General features: G+C 75.0%; 13 protein-coding genes and 1 pseudogene. 7 read left to right on the top strand and 7 right to left on the bottom strand.

Annotation, left to right across the window (positions count from 1 at the left end; genetic code table 11):
* The first annotated feature begins 100 nt into the window (after window positions 1-100).
* The 5 genes from GA0070606_RS04190 to GA0070606_RS04170 all read left to right on the top strand — a co-directional run bounded on the left by GA0070606_RS04190 (window position 101) and on the right by GA0070606_RS04170 (window position 8,496).
* Entirely contained in the window at window positions 101-2,989 is a 2,889-nt protein-coding gene (locus GA0070606_RS04190; protein WP_091095237.1) for a helix-turn-helix transcriptional regulator, read from the top strand.
* 109 nt (window positions 2,990-3,098) lie between these two features.
* Entirely contained in the window at window positions 3,099-3,869 is a 771-nt protein-coding gene (locus GA0070606_RS04185) for a DUF5995 family protein (protein ID WP_091095235.1), read from the top strand.
* A gap of 136 nt (window positions 3,870-4,005) precedes the next feature.
* A complete protein-coding gene (locus tag GA0070606_RS04180) occupies window positions 4,006-4,416 on the top strand; it encodes a hypothetical protein (RefSeq protein WP_091095233.1) in 411 nt (136 codons plus the stop codon).
* Between the two features lie 256 nt (window positions 4,417-4,672).
* Entirely contained in the window at window positions 4,673-6,766 is a 2,094-nt protein-coding gene (locus GA0070606_RS04175) for an APC family permease (RefSeq protein ID WP_218105974.1), read from the top strand.
* A gap of 179 nt (window positions 6,767-6,945) precedes the next feature.
* Window positions 6,946-8,496 carry a right-handed parallel beta-helix repeat-containing protein gene (locus GA0070606_RS04170; RefSeq protein WP_091095231.1) on the top strand — a complete coding sequence of 517 codons (1,551 nt, stop codon included), beginning with the start codon at window positions 6,946-6,948 and terminating at the stop codon, window positions 8,494-8,496.
* A gap of 192 nt (window positions 8,497-8,688) precedes the next feature.
* Here GA0070606_RS04170 and GA0070606_RS04165 read toward each other — a convergent pair whose 3' ends face one another.
* Both GA0070606_RS04165 and GA0070606_RS04160 read right to left on the bottom strand, forming a co-directional pair.
* Window positions 8,689-9,648, bottom strand: a complete 960-nt coding sequence (locus tag GA0070606_RS04165; protein WP_091095229.1) for a TIGR03557 family F420-dependent LLM class oxidoreductase — start codon at window positions 9,646-9,648, stop codon at window positions 8,689-8,691.
* Between the two features lie 333 nt (window positions 9,649-9,981).
* The gene (locus tag GA0070606_RS04160) at window positions 9,982-10,188 is read right to left on the bottom strand and encodes a hypothetical protein (RefSeq protein ID WP_091095227.1); all 207 of its coding nucleotides are present in this window, start codon (window positions 10,186-10,188) and stop codon (window positions 9,982-9,984) included.
* Window positions 10,189-10,419: 231 nt separating this feature from the next.
* Between GA0070606_RS04160 and GA0070606_RS04155 the strand changes: the two genes are divergently transcribed.
* Complete coding sequence (locus tag GA0070606_RS04155) at window positions 10,420-11,241, top strand: hypothetical protein (protein WP_091095225.1); 822 nt, start codon at window positions 10,420-10,422, stop codon at window positions 11,239-11,241.
* 264 nt (window positions 11,242-11,505) lie between these two features.
* Here the strand turns inward: GA0070606_RS04155 and GA0070606_RS33960 are convergent.
* Both GA0070606_RS33960 and GA0070606_RS04145 read right to left on the bottom strand, forming a co-directional pair.
* Window positions 11,506-11,985 (bottom strand): annotated as a pseudogene (locus tag GA0070606_RS33960) (helix-hairpin-helix domain-containing protein); the annotation flags it as partial.
* A gap of 882 nt (window positions 11,986-12,867) precedes the next feature.
* Window positions 12,868-13,263, bottom strand: coding sequence for a nuclear transport factor 2 family protein (locus tag GA0070606_RS04145; RefSeq protein WP_091095222.1), 396 nt, complete (start codon window positions 13,261-13,263; stop codon window positions 12,868-12,870).
* Window positions 13,264-13,334: 71 nt separating this feature from the next.
* Here GA0070606_RS04145 and GA0070606_RS04140 point away from each other — a divergent pair, with 71 nt between their 5' ends.
* Window positions 13,335-13,928, top strand: coding sequence for a TetR/AcrR family transcriptional regulator (locus GA0070606_RS04140; RefSeq protein WP_218105973.1), 594 nt, complete (start codon window positions 13,335-13,337; stop codon window positions 13,926-13,928).
* 77 nt (window positions 13,929-14,005) lie between these two features.
* On the opposite strand, the gene GA0070606_RS04135 is transcribed toward GA0070606_RS04140, so the two are convergent.
* From GA0070606_RS04135 to GA0070606_RS04125, 3 genes are all read right to left on the bottom strand, one after another.
* Window positions 14,006-15,355, bottom strand: coding sequence for an FAD-dependent oxidoreductase (locus GA0070606_RS04135; RefSeq protein ID WP_091107259.1), 1,350 nt, complete (start codon window positions 15,353-15,355; stop codon window positions 14,006-14,008).
* 14 nt (window positions 15,356-15,369) lie between these two features.
* Complete coding sequence (locus GA0070606_RS04130) at window positions 15,370-15,717, bottom strand: TcmI family type II polyketide cyclase (protein ID WP_091095219.1); 348 nt, start codon at window positions 15,715-15,717, stop codon at window positions 15,370-15,372.
* Between the two features lie 220 nt (window positions 15,718-15,937).
* Window positions 15,938-16,747, bottom strand: a complete 810-nt coding sequence (locus GA0070606_RS04125) for an AfsR/SARP family transcriptional regulator (RefSeq protein WP_091107257.1) — start codon at window positions 16,745-16,747, stop codon at window positions 15,938-15,940.
* Window positions 16,748-17,094 lie beyond the last annotated feature (347 nt).

Raw genomic sequence — 17,094 nt, 5'->3', positions numbered from 1 at the left:
CGGCCATCCGCAACGTTTGGTCGCAATGTCGACGCGAGGAGTACCACAGGGACGAATGACCCGTAGAACGGTACGGGGACGTGTGACTAGGCTGCGTGCCATGGCCAGCGATGTGGACACCGCACCGCTCGTCGGCCGCGCCGACATCGTGACGACGGTACGCTCCGCGCTGCTCGACGACGTCGCGCAGGGGCACACCGCCGCCGTCTTCCTCACCGGCGAGAGCGGCGTGGGCAAGACCCGGCTGCTGCGCGAGGTCAGCGCCCGGCTGCGCGACGGGGGTGCCCTGGTGCTCACCGGGTCCTGTCTGGACATCGGCGACGCGTCGCCGCTGCACCCGTTGCTGCAGGCGCTGCGCCGCTTCGACGCCGAGCTGACCGGCTCCCACGCCCGGACGTCCTCGGCGGTCCGCAGCCTGTTGCAGATGTTCGCCGACGAGACCGCCGGGCCGGACGGCGCCGGGGCGCTGCTGGAGCGGGTCTCCCGGGGGTTGCACCTGATCGCCGAGGGGCGCCCGCTCGTGCTCGTCCTCGACGACCTGCAGTGGGTCGACCGCAGCACCCGCCAGTTGCTGCTCTACCTGCTCGCCGGCCTCGGCGACCTCCAACTCTCCGTGCTCGCCGCGGTGCGGGCCGAGTCGCTGCAGGGCGCGCACCCGCTGCGCCGGGTGCTCACCGAGCTGCGCCGGCTGCGCACCGTACGGGTGCTCGACCTGGCCCCGCTCGACCGGGCCGGCACCGACCAGCTCGCCGCCGCCGTGGTCGGCCGGCCGCTGACGCCGGAGGCGGCGGAGCTGGTGTGGCAGCGCAGTGGCGGCAACCCGTTCGTGGTGGAGGAGCTCGCCCGCGACCTGCGCGACGGCCGCGACGGGCTCTCCGACACGTTGCGCGAGATCTTCCTGGCCCGGGTCGACGCCCTGCCCCAGCCCGCGCACGCCGTGGTGCACGCGGTGGCGGCCGGCGTCGAGCCGGTGGAGCACTGGCTGCTGGCGCGGGTGACCCGGCTGCCCGAGGACGAGCTGATCGAGGCGGTCCGCGCCGCCGTGGCCCACCGGCTGCTGGTCGGCGCGGACGAGGGCTACCGGCTGCGGCACCGGCTGGTCGCCGAGGTGCTGGAGCACGAGCTGCTGCCGGCCGAGCGCGCAGCCCTGCACCGCCGCTACGCCGAGGCGCTCACCTCGGCCCCGGCGGAGCTGCACCAGGCCCGCCTGGCACACCACTGGCGGCTGGCCGGCGAGCCGGCGCGGGCGCTGCCGGCGGCCATGGCGGCCGCCCGGGAGGCCGAGCGGCTGCACGGCTGGGCCGAGGCGCACCGGCACTGGTCGGTGGCGTTGCAGCTGGCCGGCTCGCCCGGCGTGGGTCCGCTGGACGTCGACCGGGTGACCCTGCTGGAGCACGCCGCCGAGGCCGCCCACCACTGCGGCGAGCACGCCCGGGCGCTGGCCCTGCTGGAGGAGTTGGCCGACGCCGACCGGCCCGCCTGCGCGCTGCACATCCGGCGGGCCCGCTACCTTGCCGCCGCCGGCCGGTCGGCGCCGGCCGAGGCGGAATACCAGCGCGCCCTGCGGGCCCCCGACTGCACGCCCCGCGAGCGGGCGACCGCCGCCGCGCACCTGGCGGAGCTGCTGCTGCACCTCGGCCGGTACGCCGACGCCGGCCGACGGGCCCGGGAGGCCCTGGAGCTGTCCGCCGCGGTCGAGGGCTCCACGTCCGAGGTGGTGCTGGCCAGCGCGGCGCTCGGGTTCTCCGAGGCGTACCTGGAGGACCCGGACGCGGGGCTGGCGGTGATGCGCCGGGCGCTGGAGACCGCCGAGCGCTCCGGCCGCCCCGAGGACGTGGCGTGCGCGTACCTGCACCTGGCCGAGCTGCTGACGGGGCCGCTGAACGTCCTGGAGGAGGGCGTCGTCGTCGCCCGCCGGGGTGCCGAGCGCGTCGCCGAGCTGGGCCTGGGCCGCACGTACGAGACCCGGCTGCTGGCGATCGCCACCAACGGGCTGTTCCGCGTCGGCCAGTGGGCGGAGGCGGAGAAGGTCGTCGCGGCGGCGCTGCGGCACCGCCCCTCCGGCGCGGACGCGGTCGAGCTGCTGCTGGCCCGTTGCCGGCTGTCGGTGGGCTACGGCGACATCGAGGCCGCCGACCGTGACCTGGACGCGGTGGCGACCGTGCTCGCCGGGGGCGGGGCGCGGCACGTGATCCCGCTGCTGACGCTGCGGGCGGGGCTGGCCATGTGGCAGGGCCGGCACGACCTGGCGCGGCAGGCGGTGCAGCGCGGCCTGACCGAGAGCCGCTCCGACGACGTGGGCATCCTCGCCGCGCTGGTGTGGCACGGCCTGCGGGCCGAGGCGGAGGCGCACGCCAGCCGGACGATCGCCGTGGACGAGACCGCGGTGCGCCGGCTGCGCGAGGTCGCCGACCGGGTCGCCCGCAAGAGCGAGCACGCCGCCCGCCCGGTGCGCGACGTGGTGGACGGGTTCCTGGCGCTCTGCGCCGCGGAGGTGAGCCGCCTCGACGGCAGCGACCCGGAGCTGTGGGCCCGCTCGGTGACCGAGTGGGACCGGCGCCACCACCCCTACCCGGCGGCCTACTCCCGGCTGCGGCAGGCCGAGGCCCTGCTGGCCCGCCGCAGCCGCAGCGCCACCGCGGCCAAGCTGCTGCGGCAGGCGTACCAGGTGGCGCAGGGGCTGGGCGCGGTGCCGCTGACCTCGGAGATCCGCACCCTCGCGGGCCGGGCGCGGGTGTCGCTGGAGGAGCGGTCGGTGGCCGGCGCCCCGGCCACCGGCCCCGGCGGGGACGAGCTGGGGGCGCTGACCGCCCGCGAGCGGGAGGTGCTGGCCGCCGTCGCCGAAGGGCTGACGAACCGGGAGATCGGCCAGCGGCTGTTCATCAGCGAGCGGACCATCGGCGTGCACGTCTCGCACATCTTCGACAAGCTCCAGGTCCGCACCCGGGTGCAGGCCAGCGCCATCTTCCTGCGTAACCGGGCCGGCTGACGCGCGCGTACGGATACGTCGTTCTACTGATCCGGCCGCCGGACGCCGGCTGGCAGAGTGTGCGACGTCGCCGACGGCACGGGGTGCCCGGGAACGCTGTGGAGGAGAGATGACGGAACCGGTGTGGGGGCCCGTGCATCGGGACATCGTCGACCTGCTCTCCGACCACCCCGCCGACGTGCCGGCGGTCGTCGACCACCTCGCCAAGCTCCAGGACCTGCTGGTCCGGCTGCCTCCGCTGGAGGCGAGCTGCCCGCTGGCCGACTTCAACAGGCTCTACCTGACGATCACCGAGAGCGTGCTCAACGGGCTCTACGACGACCGGTTCGCCGACCCGGTGTTCCTGTCCCGGCTGGACGTGGAGTTCGCCGCCCGCTACTTCGACGCGATGCGGCTGTGGACCGACTCCAGCCCGGGCACGCCGAAGGCGTGGGCGTGCCTGTTCCAGCGGATGCGCGGCCCGGACGCCCGCCCGCTGCCGTCGGCGGCGGCGGGGGTGAACGCGCACATCAACTTCGATCTGCCGTTCGCGCTGGTGACGACGTTCGACAGCCTGGAGTCGGAGCCGGTCGACGGCACCGACCAGCACCGCGACTACCTCGAGATCAACAACATCTTCGCCGACAAGATCCCCGGCCTGCGGCGCGGCTACCTGGAGCGCTGGCAGCTGCTCATCGACATGCTCAACGGCGACATCGACGACTGGTACCAGGGGGAGCTGGTCGAGTACACGCGCGACGTCGCCTGGCGCAACGCGCAGAAGATCTGGCGGTGCCGGCACGATCCGGCCGCCCATGAGTGCGAGCGCGCGCGGTTGGACGACACCGCCGCCGCGCTCGGCCGGCTGCTGCTCTCGCCCCTCGGGGCGTTCCTGCAGTAGCCGGGACGGGGGGTCCCCGCGCTCCGCACCGGCAACCAGGCGGAGCGCGGGGACGCGTCCCGGGCCGTCGTCGCGAGGCGCGCGGGCCGGCCGGCCCGGGGGGTGTCGGCCGGCCCGCACCGGGTACGCCGGAGTCGTGACCCACGCCCCCGACGCGCGCCGGTTCGCGTTCCGCTTCGATCCGGTCTTCCGCCCCGCGCTGGCGCTGCTCGGCGTCCGCCCCGAGACCGCCTGGGTGCGCGTCGACGCGGCGGAGGTGGTGGTCCGGTTCGGCCCGTGGCGGCTGCGCACCCCCCGACGCAACGTGACCGGCGTCGAGCGGGGCGGGCCGTACCGCTGGTGGCGGGCGGTGGGGCCGCACCTCTCGCTGGCCGACGCCGGCGTCACCTTCGGCAGCAGCACGGCGGCCGGGCTCTGCCTCCGCTTCGCCGAGCCGGTGCCCGCCCTGCTGCCCGGCGGCTGGCTCCGGCACCCGGGCGCGACCGTGACGATCGCCGACCCGGACGCCCTGGCCGCGGCGCTGCGCCCGCCGCAGCCGTCGACCTGAGCCGGCTGCGGCGCCGGCGACCTCGGCGGGAGGGCTCGCGGGGAGCTGTCGAGGTGAGTCGTCTGCGACGTCGGCGGCCTCGGCGGGAGGGCCTGCGGAAACTGTGGAGCTGAGTCGTCTGCGACGTCGGCGGCCCGGGCGGGAGGGCCTGCGGGCCCGGTGGGCGGGCGGGGGCCCGGGGTTCGCCGTTCCGGCGGGCGGCCGGCGGGGGACCGCCTACGGTCGGGGCAGGGCCGCCGAGGGGTGGGGACGGGGCATGGCTGACGAGGACGGGGCGAGGCCGCGGCGCACGCGCGGCCGCCGCCCGCCGCCCGCCGGCCCGAGCCGGGACCTGCGGGCCGCGCGTGACCCCACCCGCCCCGGCGGACGCAGGGGCCGCCCGGTCGACGTCCCCGAGGTGACGGCGAGTCCCAGCCGGCCCGCCGCGCCGCTCAGCCCGCTGCGGCGGTGGCTGTTCACGCACCGGGTGCAGCCGGTGGGACCGGAGGCGGTGGAGGGGCAGAGCCGCTCGCACGCCTGGTGGCAGGTCATGTGCCTGACGGGGGTGGACTACTTCTCGACCCTGTCCTACCTGCCCGGCATCGCGGCGGTGGCGGCCGGGACGCTCTCCCCGCTGGCGACCCTGCTGATCGTCGCGCTGACCCTGCTCGGCATGCTGCCGATGTACCGGCGGGTGGCCCGGGAGAGCCCGCACGGGCAGGGCTCGGTGGCGATGCTGGAGCGGCTGCTGCCGTTCTGGCGCGGCAAGATCTTCGTACTGGTGCTGCTCGGCTTCGTGGCCACCTCCTGGATCATCACGATCACCCTCTCCTCGGCCGACGCCACGGTGCACCTGCTGGAGAACCCGCTGGTCCCCGAGGGCGTCGGCGGCACGGCCGTCGCCGTCGGCGTCACCGTCGTACTGCTGCTGGTCCTCGGCGGGGTCTTCCTGCTCGGCTTCCGGGAGGCGGTCGCGGTGGCCATCCCGCTGGTCGTGGTCTTCCTGGCGCTGAACGCGGTGATCGTCGCGGTCTCGGTGGCCGAGGTCGCCGCGGACCCGGGCACCCTGGCGGACTGGACCGCCGCGCTGACCGCCGGCGGTGACCCCGGCGAGGTGGCGGTGACCGCCGTGCTCGCCTTCCCGCTGCTGGTGCTCGGGCTCTCCGGCTTCGAGACCGGGGTCAGCATGATGCCGCTGGTGGCGGGCGAGGGCGCCGACCGTGACGCCCGGCTGGCGGCGCGGATCCGCAACACCCGACGCATGCTCGCCACCGCCGCGCTGATCATGTCGGTCTACCTGGTCTCCACGTCGTTCGTCACCACGGTGCTGATCCCCGCCGCCGAGTTCGAACCGGGCGGGGCCGCCAACGGCCGGGCGCTGGCCTACCTCGCCCACGAGCACGTCGGCGGGGCCTTCGGCACCCTCTACGACATCAGCAGCGCGCTGATCCTCTGGTTCGCCGGCGCCTCCGCGATGGCCGGTCTGATCAACATCGTGCCCCGCTACCTGCCCACCTACGGGATGGCGCCGGAGTGGGCCCGGGCGGTGCGGCCCGTCGTGATCGTCTACACCCTGGTCAGCGTCGCGATCACCGTGGCGTTCCGGGCCGACGTGAACGCCCAGGCCGGCGCGTACGCCACCGGGATCCTCGCCATGATGGTCTCGGCCGCCGTGGCCGTCACCATCTCCGCGGCCCGTCGCCGGGAGCGCCGCGCCGCCGCCGGCTTCGCGGTGCTCACCCTCGTCCTGCTGTACGCGCTGGCCGAGAACGTGATCGCCAAGCCGCACGGCATCACCATCTCGGCGCTGTTCATCCTCGGCATCGTCGTCGTCTCGCTCGTCTCCCGGGTGAGCCGGACCACCGAGCTGCGCGCGGAGCGGATCGAGTTCGACGAGCGGGCCCGGCGCTTCGTCGCCGAGTCGCTGGCGCACGACGGCCGGCTGCACCTGATCGCGCACAAGCGGGCGACCGGCGCGGTGAAGGAGTACACGGTCAAGGAGCGGGCGCAGCGGAGCATGAACCCGGTCCCCGGCGAGGGCGACATCCTCTTCCTGGAGATCGACGTGGTCGACCCGTCGAAGTTCAGCGACGTGCTGCGGGTGCGCGGCGCGGAGGTCGGTGGGTTCCGGGTGCTGCGGGCCAGCAGCCCGGCCGTGCCCAACGCGATCGCGGCGATCCTGTTGGCGCTGCGCGACGTCACCGGGGTCCGTCCGCACGCCCACTTCGAGTGGTCCGAGGGAAACCCGCTGGGGCACCTGCTGCGCTACCTCATCCTCGGCCGGGGCGACACCCCGCCCGTGGTCCGGGAGATCCTCCGCAAGTCCGAACCGGACCCGACCCGCCGCCCCGGCATCCACGTCGGCGGTTGACCGGGGGCCGTGCCCGTTTGGGGCCGATCGGTCCACCGAAGATGAACACTACGTTTATTCATCTTCGACTGACTTGCCCGAGTTTCGCTCGTATCGTGACCCTCGGTGGCGTCGAGATGGCCGCCACCCCCCGCCCGGTCCGGGCGGCCGGTCATGCACGCGAAAGGCAGGGAAGCCTGATGTCGACGTATCGAGGGAACCGGCGAACGGCGCGAGCCACGCGGCGGTCCCGGTGGTTCTTAGCCGGTGGACTCGTCGCGGGCAGCCTGGTGGCCGGCGTCGCGGGGGTGGCGGGGGTGGCGGGGGCCGCCCCGAACCTGCCCGCCGTGTCGGACGCGCCGGCGCTGGTGCTGCGCGGCGCCGACTCCGGCGCGGGACACCGCGACGACCTCCGTGAGCAGCGCCGCGGCGACCTCGGCGGGCGGGACTCCGGCGACTGGGACGGCAAGCCGCGCGACGGCAGGACGGAGCGGGGCCCGCAGCCCGGCCGCCGCGGGGAGGTCCCGGTGCCCTGCGACCCGGCGAAGCTCATCGCCGCGCTGGTCCGGGCCAACGCCGAGGGCGGCGCCCACCTGCGGCTCGCGCCCAGGTGCACGTACGAGCTGACGCACGCCTTCCAGCAGCCCGACGACTACGACGGCGGGATCCGCGACGCCCGCGAGGCGGCCGACAGCGCGGAGAACCCGGGCGACGCCGAGGCCCCGCCGCGCAACCCGCAGCACGACAAGGCCGGGCTGCCGGTCATCTACCACCCGATCACGATCCGGGGCGAGGGCGCCACCATCGTCCGCGACGTGCACGCCGAGGCGTTCCGGTTCTTCACCGTCCGCGACGGCGGCGAGCTGACCCTGTCGGACGTCGTGCTGCGCAACGGCCTCTCGGCCGCCGAGGGCGGCAGCATCCACGTCGTGCACGGCGCGTCCGCGGTGGTCGAGCGCACCACGGTCGTCGGCAGCACCTCCCTCTCGGCGGAGGGGGGCGGCGGCGGGATCTTCAACGACGGCAACATGGTCGTCACCGACAGCACGTTCGTCGGCAACCGCGCCGCCGGCAAGGCGGGCAAGGGCGGCGGACTGCTCAACGGCGGTGTGCTGAGCCTGCGCACGTCGAAGTTCCACGACAACAGCGCCGTCGCGTACGGCGGGGGACTCGGCAACTACCGGGGAGCGGCCGAGGTGCAGAAGAGCGCCTTCGCGCACAACAACGCGGAGCAGGGCGGCGGCATCGCCAGCTTCTCGGCCCGCACGAGGGTGGCGGACACGAAGGTGCTCGGCAACACCGCCCAGACCGGCGGCGGCATCGCCAACTCGGACGCGCTGATCTTCCTGCGCGGGATGGAGGTGCGCGACAACACCGCCACCGGCAACGGCGGCGGCATCTCGACCTTCCAGGGGCTGCTCCCGCTCGACGACAGCGTCGTGGCCGGCAACACCGCCCGGGGCTCCGGCGGCGGGATCCACGCCCTGAAGTCGAACCTGCTGGTGCGGAACAGCGAGGTCGACCGGAACCACGCCGTCGGCGCGGCCTCGAAGGGCGGCGGCGTGTTCGCCTCCCTGGGCCAGGTCTCCCTCTACACCAGCCGGGTGGCCGGCAACTCCGCCACGGTGAAGCCGGGCGGCCTCTTCGCCGAGAAGGCGCGGGTCAGGGTCGACGACGAGACCGACATCATCGACAACGAGCCCACCAACTGCGAGGGCAGCCTGGTGCCGGTGGCCCACTGCTTCCGCTGACCGACACCGTCGGGCGCCCCGCGCCCGTCCCCGGGGCGCGTCCGGCCCCGCCAGCCATGATCGTCGTGGCGGCGGGCCGGGCGCGCCCCTCGTCGCGTGCCCGTCCCCGTGGACGGCCCGCCGCCATTCGCTCTTCCCGTCCCGTGGCGACTCCTCGGGCGGGCCGGTGGCGCCGCGTCCCGTCGTCCGCGCTCAGCCGAGGGCGCGCAGCCGGCCGGCGAGGTCGCCAGCGAAGAAGTCGAGGAAGCCGTCGGGGTCGGGGCCGGCGTTCTGCAGCACGATGTGGTCGTGGCCCGCCTCGACGTAGGAGCGGACCTTCGCCACGTGCGCCTCCGGGTCCGGACCGACGGAGAACAGCTCGCGGACGTGCCGCTCCTCGACGTACGCGCTGGCGGCGTCGAAGTTGACCGGGTTGGGCAGCTCGCTCATCACCTTCCACCCGGTGACCATCCAGCGGCTGGTCTCCAGCACCGCGCGTACCGCCTGCCCGTCGTCGGGAGCCCAGGCCATCGGCACCTCGGCGTAGCGGGGGCCGTCGCCGCCGGCCTCGCGGTAGTGCGCGACGATCGACTCCTTCGGCTCGGTGACGAACAGGCCGTCGCCGAGTTCCGCGGCCATCGTCGCCGAGGCCCGGCCGCTGGCGGCCACCGCGATGACCGGCGGGGTGTCGGGCAGGTCGAAGACGCGGGCGTCCTCCAGTTGGAGGTGCTTGCCCTCGTACGAGCGGTAGCCGCCCTGCCAGAGCAGCCGGATGATCTCCAACGCCTCCCGCAGTCGCTCGTGCCGGCCCCGGACGCTGGGGAAGCCCTGCCCGACCACGTGCTCGTTGAGCCGTTCGCCGGCCCCGACGCCGAGGGTGAACCGGCCGTCGGAGATCAGCGCCATGGTCGCCGCGGCCTGCGCGATGATCGCCGGGTGGTACCGGACGGTCGGGCAGGTGACCCCGGTGGCCAGGCCCAGCGTGTCGGTCTTCGCGGCGATCGCCGCCAGCACGCTCCAGGCGAACGACGAGTGCCCCTGCACGTCCAGCCACGGGTGGAAGTGGTCGCTCATCTCGACGAAGTCGAAGCCCGCCTGCTCGGCGCGGACCGCCTGACGGATGATCTCCTGCGGCCCGTACCCCTCCGCGGCCAGCTTGTAGCCGATCTTCATCCCGTGCTCCCGTCCCGTGCGGCGGTGTGAGCAACGGCGGTTCCCGCCGCCCCGGTCGACAAACGTCGCCCAGCCTCCGCCGCCCGGTCGTCCGCCGCCGAGAGCGCGCGAGCGCGCGGCGCTCGGACGAGCTGCAGTCCAGCCTCCTAGGACGCACTGCGCGAGGCGACGCACCACACACGCGTGGGGACGCGCACCACCGCCGGCGGGAATGATCCGCACCGAACGGGACGCCGACTCGGCCCGGACGCGCACCGGGCCGGCTCGCGGACCGACCGGCTGCGGACACGAATCGGCCCGCGCCGCAGTGGGCGCGGGCCGGGAAGACTCGTCCTACTCGGACGGCTGGGGCAGTTCGCAGTCGACCTTGGGGTTGGCGCCGATGTAGTTCAGCGGCCCGGCGACGATGGTGACCAGGATGGTGCCGGCCTCGGCGCAGTTGGTGTCGTCGCCGCTGTAGTAGCCGCGCTGACCGGCGGCGACCGCACCGATGATCAGCCAGATGACGACGAGGACTCCGAATATCGACGTGCCACGCATCGCTGCCTCCGCAAAGGGTGTGGTGGTTCGAGGTGCCGGAGGTTGTACCCAGTCGCGGTGAACGGCTAACGGCGTCGCCGATCGACCGCACCGCCGGCCGGCGGCCCCGGCCCGTCGGAGGGCCCGCCCGGCCCGGGGCGAGCCGGCCCGCTATCGGATCGGCGACCGACGACCATCCCGGGCGGTCCGGTCGGCGTAGAACTGCCTCAAGGCACCGCGCAGGAGGACACCATGGACGCCCCGCACCGGTACGTCGACCGCCCCGAGGACGTCGCCGCCGCGGCCCGCGCGCTGGCCGGAGGCGCGGTGGTCGCGGTGGCCTTCGGCAACTTCTACGCGATCGTGACCCGCCCGGACGCGGCCACCGTGCGGCGGGTCAACGTCGCGAAGGGCCGCCCCGCCGACCAGGTCGGCAGCATCACCACCGCCTTCCGGCGGATCCCGGCGATGTTCGACTGGTCGCGGGTGCCGCACCGGCTGCCCGAGGGCCGGGTGCGACAACTGATGGGCGTCCTCTACGGTACGGGCCCGTTCGGCTTCCGCGGCCCCGCCGTCGATCGGCTGCCCGCCCACCTCACCCTGCGCGACCAGGGTGTACGCACCACGCAGGTGATCGCGCCGGGGCTGACGTGCCCGTCGAACGCGTTCTTCGAGCGGGCCGTCGCCGAGATCGGGGTGGACCATCTCCACATCACCTCGGCCAACCGGTCGCGGCACCGCACCGGGGCGGCCGACGAGCCGGCGCACTGGAAGGCGGCGGGCATCGCCGAGGACTTCGCCCACCTCGACGACCTGGTGGTGCTCGCGCACCGGGACGAGGCGGCGGCCCGGGCCGCGCACCCCGGGCACCTGCCGACCTCGGTGACGCTGCTGTCGTTCCATGCCCCGGCCGGCGAGCCGGAGGAGCCGCCGGTGCTCACCGTCGACCGGCACGGCTCGCTGCACGTCGACGCGGTGCGTCGGGCCGCCGCGCCGCTCGGGCTCCAGGTGCGGCTCGGCCCCACCGCCGGCCGGCGTCTCACCGTCCGGCCGTACGCGGGCGTGCCGGTGTGACCGACGCCGGGTGAGGCGGCTGCCCGGCCCGACGGCGGATCCTTCCGCCTGCCGGCGGATCGCTGCGGGTGAGCACCAACGGGTCCGGTACGGGGGCGGGACGCCCCGGTGTGGAGCCCGCCCCTGGATGCCGCGCCGCCCGGTGTCGCGGCGCCCTGTGTGCGGGCACCGCGACACCGGGCGGCGTCGGGTCGATCCTCGTGGCGCCGTACCCCTGGAGGAGCGGGAGGCGCGGGCGGGCGTGCTGCTGCGGCGGCCCCGGCGTCAGACGTCGGCGGCGGGCAGCGCGGCGGCGGCCTCCCGAGGGGCGCCGGCGAGCACCTTCGCCTGCTGCGGCCACGTCGCCAGGCTCGGGGCGGCACGCAGCCCGGCGCCCCGGATCGTCTCCCGCAGCGCGGCCTCGTCGAGTTCCGCGAGCTGCCGGTACGTCCGGATGCCGGCCTCCTGCAGCGCCGCCGCCATCTTCGGGCCGACGCCCTGGATCCGGCGGAAGTCGTCGGCGGCGTCGGCGTCGGGCTCGGTCCGCGCGGGCGGGGTGGTGTCCGCGCTGCGCGGCGCGGGCACCGCCACGGGCACGGCGGGCTCGTCCGCCGGCCCCGTCGACTCCGGCTCCGCCGTGGCGGTGGCCGGGACGGATGCCGGCTGGTGCGGGGCGGCGACGGGCTCGGGCTCCACCGCGGCGACGGGCTCCGGCTGTGCCGGGGCGGACTCGGGCTCCACCGCAGCGACGGGCGCGACGGGCTCCGGCTCGATGACCGCGGGCGTCGACTCGGCGGCGGTGGTCGGCGCCTCGGCCGGGTGGCGGTCGACGGGGCCGGTCACCTCGGCGGCGGCCGGCAGGACGACCTCGGCGTCCGAGCGCTGCTCCGCGGCGGTGTCTACCGGCGCGGCGGTGGTCACGCGGTCGGTGTCGGGCGCCGGCACCGGGTCGCCGGTCAGCGCCATGTCGGCCGGGTCGACGTCGCCGGCCCGCTCGGCGTCGGCGGCGACGACCGTGACCGGGGTGTCGGCGGTCGGGGCGTCGGTCGTGGGGACGCGGTCGGCGACGGCGTCGGGCGCGCGGTCGACGATCACCTCGGGGCGCGCCTCGTCGGTGGTGGCGACCGGCGGCGGGTCGACCACCACGGCGGTCATGCCGTCGACCGGGTGGTCACCCTCCACCGTGGGCGCGCCGTGCCCGGCGGCCGCGTCCTGCCGGCCACGCCAGAACCATCCGCCGGCCAGACCCACCAGCAGGGTCACGATCAGTATCAGCCAGTGCCCGAAAGACCACGCCACGGCAGACCTCCCTCTCGTTCACGTCGAAACTCGGAGAAAAACTCGCCGCAGCTTCGCACACGCTCCGTACGGGCGACAGGCAGGATCGACCGGTGCCGGCGCGGGTGGGACGGGTTGTACCGGCGGTGTCCGGCGGGCGACGGACCGTCGTCGGTGGAGGGCGACGTGGTGGATGTAGCGGGGCCGCTGGCGCGGTGGGAATCGGGCGGGGCGATTGGTGCGGGGGTGTCGACCGTGGCCGGTGGATTCGCGGCGGCCGCGCGGTCGGGGCGACCCGAGCGGTGCGGGCGACGGGCGCAGCCGGCAGGGCGCCCGCCGGGCGCAGCCGGCAGGGCGCCCGTCGGTCGTTCACCGAGGCGATGTCGTGGGTGCGGGCGCGGGGATCGTGCGGGTGGCCTGGACGGCGCGGCGGAGTCGGCCGTCGGCGGCCAGCTGGCCGAACATGTAGATCTCGGTGGTGATGGTGCCGCCCCTGTGCAGTCGCGCGACGAGCCGGTACCTGGCGGCGACCTGGTCGCCGTCCACCAGTGCCTGCTCCACCTCGACGTGGAGGCCGGCGGCCCGTCTGCGGGCGGGACGGATGTGGTCGAGCAGCCGCCTGCGGTCCAGCAGCACACCGTCGTTGACCAGCTCGTAGTCGGGCGTGTGGTAGCGGTCCAGCACGGTCGCCGGGTCCTCGTCGCCGAGCCCCGCCTCCTGTGGGTAGCGGACGAGGTAGCCGGTCAGGTCGGTGCGGGGGGTCATGGGCTCTCCCGAGGGTCTAATTAAATTTGACGCGATGTCAACGATAAGGCCCATGGGCTAGATTGCACAACGTGTCAGAGATAGGAGGCGGCCGGCGGCGTCGGCGCCGTTCCGACGCCGAGCGCAGCGCCGCCGCCGTCCTCGCCGCCGCCGTCGAGGTGCTCGGCCGGCATCCGGACGCGAAGGTGGAACAGGTCGCCGCAGCCGCCGGGGTCACCCGCCAGACGGTGTACGCGCACTATCCGTCCCGGCCGTTGCTGGTGGCCGCGGTCGTCGACCGCATCACCGCCGAGGCCGTCGCCGCGCTCGACGTCGCCGATGCGGCCGGCGGCAGCGTCACCGAGGCGCTGTCGCGCTGGCTGGACGTCACGTGGCGGCTGTCCGAGCGGTACCCCCTGCTGCTGCACCCGTCGGCTGCGGTCGAGCAGGCGGAGTCGGACCGTCAGCACGCCGGGGTCGTCGAGCGCCTGGCGCGGCTGGTCGCGCGTGGTCAGGCGGCCGGGGAGTTCGACGGCGGCCTCGACCCGGCGTGGCTGGTGGCCGCGACCATCGCCCTCGGGCACGCGGCCGGCGCCGAGGTCGCCGCCGGCCGGATGGGCGCGGCGCGGGCGGCGGCGGCGCTGCGGGAGAGCATCCTGCGCGTGTACGGCGTCCGCGAGCCCTGACCGGCCGGCGTCTCCCGCCGGGCGTGCGTCCACTGGCCGGGGACGAGCCGTGCCCGGTCCGTTCGGCCGACGGGCGGTCAGTCCTCCTCACCCCGGTAGGTGTAGAAGTCGTTGACGAACTTGCGGGCCAGGCGGGGTACGCGGCTGGTGACGCCGAAGTATCCGCGCGCCCCCAGCAACGCGAGTCGGCCGACGACGGGCTTGTACATCCGGTCGTCGCCGTTGGTGCCGCTGCGGTTGAGCGAGTCGGCGACCCGGGCGAAGCCGTACGGCACCATCGCGGCCTCGTAGTCGGCCACCGCCTGGAGCAGCGTCTTGTCGCCGGCCGTGGCCAGCCGCAGTTGCCGGCAGAGCAGGGCGGCGTCGCGCAGCGCGGTGTTGGCGCCCACCCCACGGCCCGGGGTCATGGTGTGGATGGCGTCGCCGAGCAGGGTGACGGTGCTGCTCTTCCACGGCGGCACGGGCTCGCTGGTGGCCACCTTGATGGGCAGGGCGCTGCCGGGGTCGGCGCGGGCGAACAGTTCGCGCAGGTGGGGGTGCCAGTTGTGGGTGAGCCGCAGGGCGAGCTGGATCAGGTCCTCGCCGCGGCGCTGCATGACGTCGGCGGGGAAGCGGCGGGCGGTGCTCCAGATGACGAGGTTGATGTTGTCGCGGGTGGTGTCGTGGCGCAGTCCGGGCCAGTCGCGCAGCAGGGCGGCGTCGGCGGGGTCGACGCCGGGTTTCAGCGTGCCGTCGCCGTCCCACTTGAACTCCATGACGTGCAGCACGCCCATCATGCCGCCGGTGCCGAAGATCAGGGAGATGCCCTGCTCGATGCGTTCGGGCAGCAGGCGGCGGGTGTGCGGGGTCAGCGGGATACGGGTGGCGATGTTGACGGTGCCGGCGTCGCGGGTGACGGCGTGCGGCAGGTACTGGCGGCGTACGGCGGAGTGGGTGCCGTCGGCGGCGACGAGCAGGTCCCCGGTGGCGGTGCTGCCGTCGGCGAAGTGCGCGGTCACGGTGCCGTCGTCGCGTTGGTCGTACCGGGTGAAGGTCTTGTCGAAGTGGACCACGTCCTCCATGCCGGTGAGCAGGACCTGGCGCAGGGTCATCCGGGCGACGGACCGTTCGGTGTTCACGGGGTCGGTGTCCGGCCGCAGGGTGAACGAGGCCGTCCGGCGCATCCGTTGGGTGATGACGTTGAAGTAGCGGGGGGAGCGGGCGCAGGTGGCGAGATAGGTGTCGAACAGTCGCGGTGGCAGGCACTCGCGCAGGGCGCGGCTGCCGGTGGGGCCGATGCCGACGCGGTAGCCGAGCAGTCCCTCGCCCCGGCTGCGGTACCGCTCGTAGACGGCGACGCTGATGCCGGCCCGGCGCAGGCCCTGGGCCAGGCAGAGGCCGCCGATGCCGGCTCCGACGATCAGGACGTGGGGTGGTCTGGGAGACATGGCGACCACCCCGCTCAGCCGGCCGCGTGCGACGACGGCGCGTCGGCGGCGTCCCAGCGGTAGAAGCAGCCGGCGATCGCGTCGCGGGGCGAGCGCCAGGTCGGCAGGTACGGGGAGGTGTGCGCGGACAGGCGCTCGTTGACCTGGCGGTAGAGCGGGTGGTTGCGGGCGCCGGCCAGGGCGTCCGGGTCCACGTCGGCGGTCTCCATCAGGTGTACGCAGAGGTCGTGCAGGCAGTACAGGGACCGGTGCCGGACGCCGGTGAGGGCGGGCAGTTCGGTGGCGTCGGACTCGGCGAAGATCTGTGCCACCCGTCCCTCCGCGCCCGGGACGATCCTGCTGACGATCAGTAGACGGCTCATGGGACCCCTCTCGCCGGTGGTGCTCCGCGAGCACTGCGGAGGCCACGGACTGTTGTGCGGCCCACCCTGCCGGGACGGCTGTCACCTGTCCGTCACACGCGCCGCCGCGCCGGTGACGCCGTGCCGCGCGCGGGGGTGCCTTGCTTCTCCGGGTGCGTGCTCGAACGCCCGCAGGTTGCGCGAACGCCGGAGGGGCGTGCGGGGTGCCGGTGGTGTCGGGTCAGTGGGCGCGGGGGGCGACCCGGGCGGGCGGAACCCGGCGCGGCCCGGCCGGGGTGTCGCGGGTGGCCTGCCGGATCGGGGCGAGGGTGTCGTCGAGCAGGGCGGTCATGGCCGCGGAGGGTTCCAGCCGCAGTTCGCGCAGCAGCAGGTCGCGGTAGACGTAGAAGGCGTGCACGGCCTCGAAGGCGTTGCCCTCGGCGAGGTGGATGCGCACCACCAGCCGGTGCGGGGTCTCGCGCAGCGGCTCGGCGGCCATGGCCTCCAGCGCGGCCTCCAGGGCCTCGCCGTGCCGGCCCGCGGCCAGGTGCCGGCCGGCCAGGTCCTCCAGCATGTGCAGGCGCAGCTGGCGCAGTCGTTCCCGGTCGGCCAGGACCCAGTCGTCGTACCAGCCGGGGAGCAGGTCGTGGCGGCCGGCGGCGAGCGCGGCGGCGGCGCACGGGTCGTCGCCCTCGCGCACCCTCGCCGCCGTGCCGACCAGGGCGTCGACGTCGACCCGGACGACGGGGCCGAGGCGCACGGTGTCGCCGGCGGTGGTGAGCGGGCAGCAGGGGTCCTGGCGCAGTCGCCACAGCGCGGTGCGCAGGGACGACAGGGCGCGCTCCTCGGGCGCGTCGGGCCACAGCAGGCCGGCCAGGTGGCTGCGGGTGGCGCCGGGTCGCAGCCCGATCAGCGCGATGACGCGTTGCAGGCCGCGCGGCACCACGACCGGGACGTCGCCGTGCAGCAGCCGGAATCCGCCGAGCAGGTGCAGCGAGATGTCCGTGCCGGGGCGGTGCCCGGTGGTCGGCGTCGACGGATCAGCGGCCACGCGGCACCCCCTGCGGAACGCTCGTCCCGACTCGTCTGCTGTCCCGGCGCGGCTGCCCTCGACCCCGCTGTCGTCGTCGCTGCGCCGCGGCACGGCGTCGCGCGCCGCGGCCGCCGGGCTGACCGTCACGAAGATTATCAATAGTGGTCACTCTCGGTCAATGCGTGATTCCCGGTGTGGCATCCACGAGATCCGTTCTGAACTGCTGATAGTCCGCTTCGGTGATCAGGTGGGCACAGTGGATGCACAGGTTGCGTCAACGCAGCGTCACGAGGGGGCGTCGTCGGGCGGCGGGTCGCGGTGACGCCGCCGTGACGGCGGCGACCGCATCGTGTCGCCAGTCGTCC

The organism is Micromonospora citrea (assembly GCF_900090315.1).
In the GTDB taxonomy this organism is placed as follows: Bacteria; Actinomycetota; Actinomycetes; order Mycobacteriales; family Micromonosporaceae; genus Micromonospora; species Micromonospora citrea.
Note: the sequence above shows the minus strand (reverse complement) of the source record. Positions and strands in the feature narration are given on the sequence as shown.

Bases quoted from the DNA above. Each gene is read 5' to 3' on its own strand.
- GA0070606_RS04130 (WP_091095219.1), bottom strand. From the start codon at position 15,717: ATGAGCCGTCTACTGATCGTCAGCAGGATCGTCCCGGGCGCGGAGGGA.
- GA0070606_RS04165 (WP_091095229.1), bottom strand. From the start codon at position 9,648: ATGAAGATCGGCTACAAGCTGGCCGCGGAGGGGTACGGGCCGCAGGAG.
- GA0070606_RS04155 (WP_091095225.1), top strand. From the start codon at position 10,420: ATGGACGCCCCGCACCGGTACGTCGACCGCCCCGAGGACGTCGCCGCC.
- GA0070606_RS04160 (WP_091095227.1), bottom strand. From the start codon at position 10,188: ATGCGTGGCACGTCGATATTCGGAGTCCTCGTCGTCATCTGGCTGATC.
- GA0070606_RS04185 (WP_091095235.1), top strand. From the start codon at position 3,099: ATGACGGAACCGGTGTGGGGGCCCGTGCATCGGGACATCGTCGACCTG.
- GA0070606_RS04145 (WP_091095222.1), bottom strand. From the start codon at position 13,263: ATGACCCCCCGCACCGACCTGACCGGCTACCTCGTCCGCTACCCACAG.
- GA0070606_RS04170 (WP_091095231.1), top strand. From the start codon at position 6,946: ATGTCGACGTATCGAGGGAACCGGCGAACGGCGCGAGCCACGCGGCGG.
- GA0070606_RS04175 (WP_218105974.1), top strand. From the start codon at position 4,673: ATGGCTGACGAGGACGGGGCGAGGCCGCGGCGCACGCGCGGCCGCCGC.
- GA0070606_RS04190 (WP_091095237.1), top strand. From the start codon at position 101: ATGGCCAGCGATGTGGACACCGCACCGCTCGTCGGCCGCGCCGACATC.
- GA0070606_RS04135 (WP_091107259.1), bottom strand. From the start codon at position 15,355: ATGTCTCCCAGACCACCCCACGTCCTGATCGTCGGAGCCGGCATCGGC.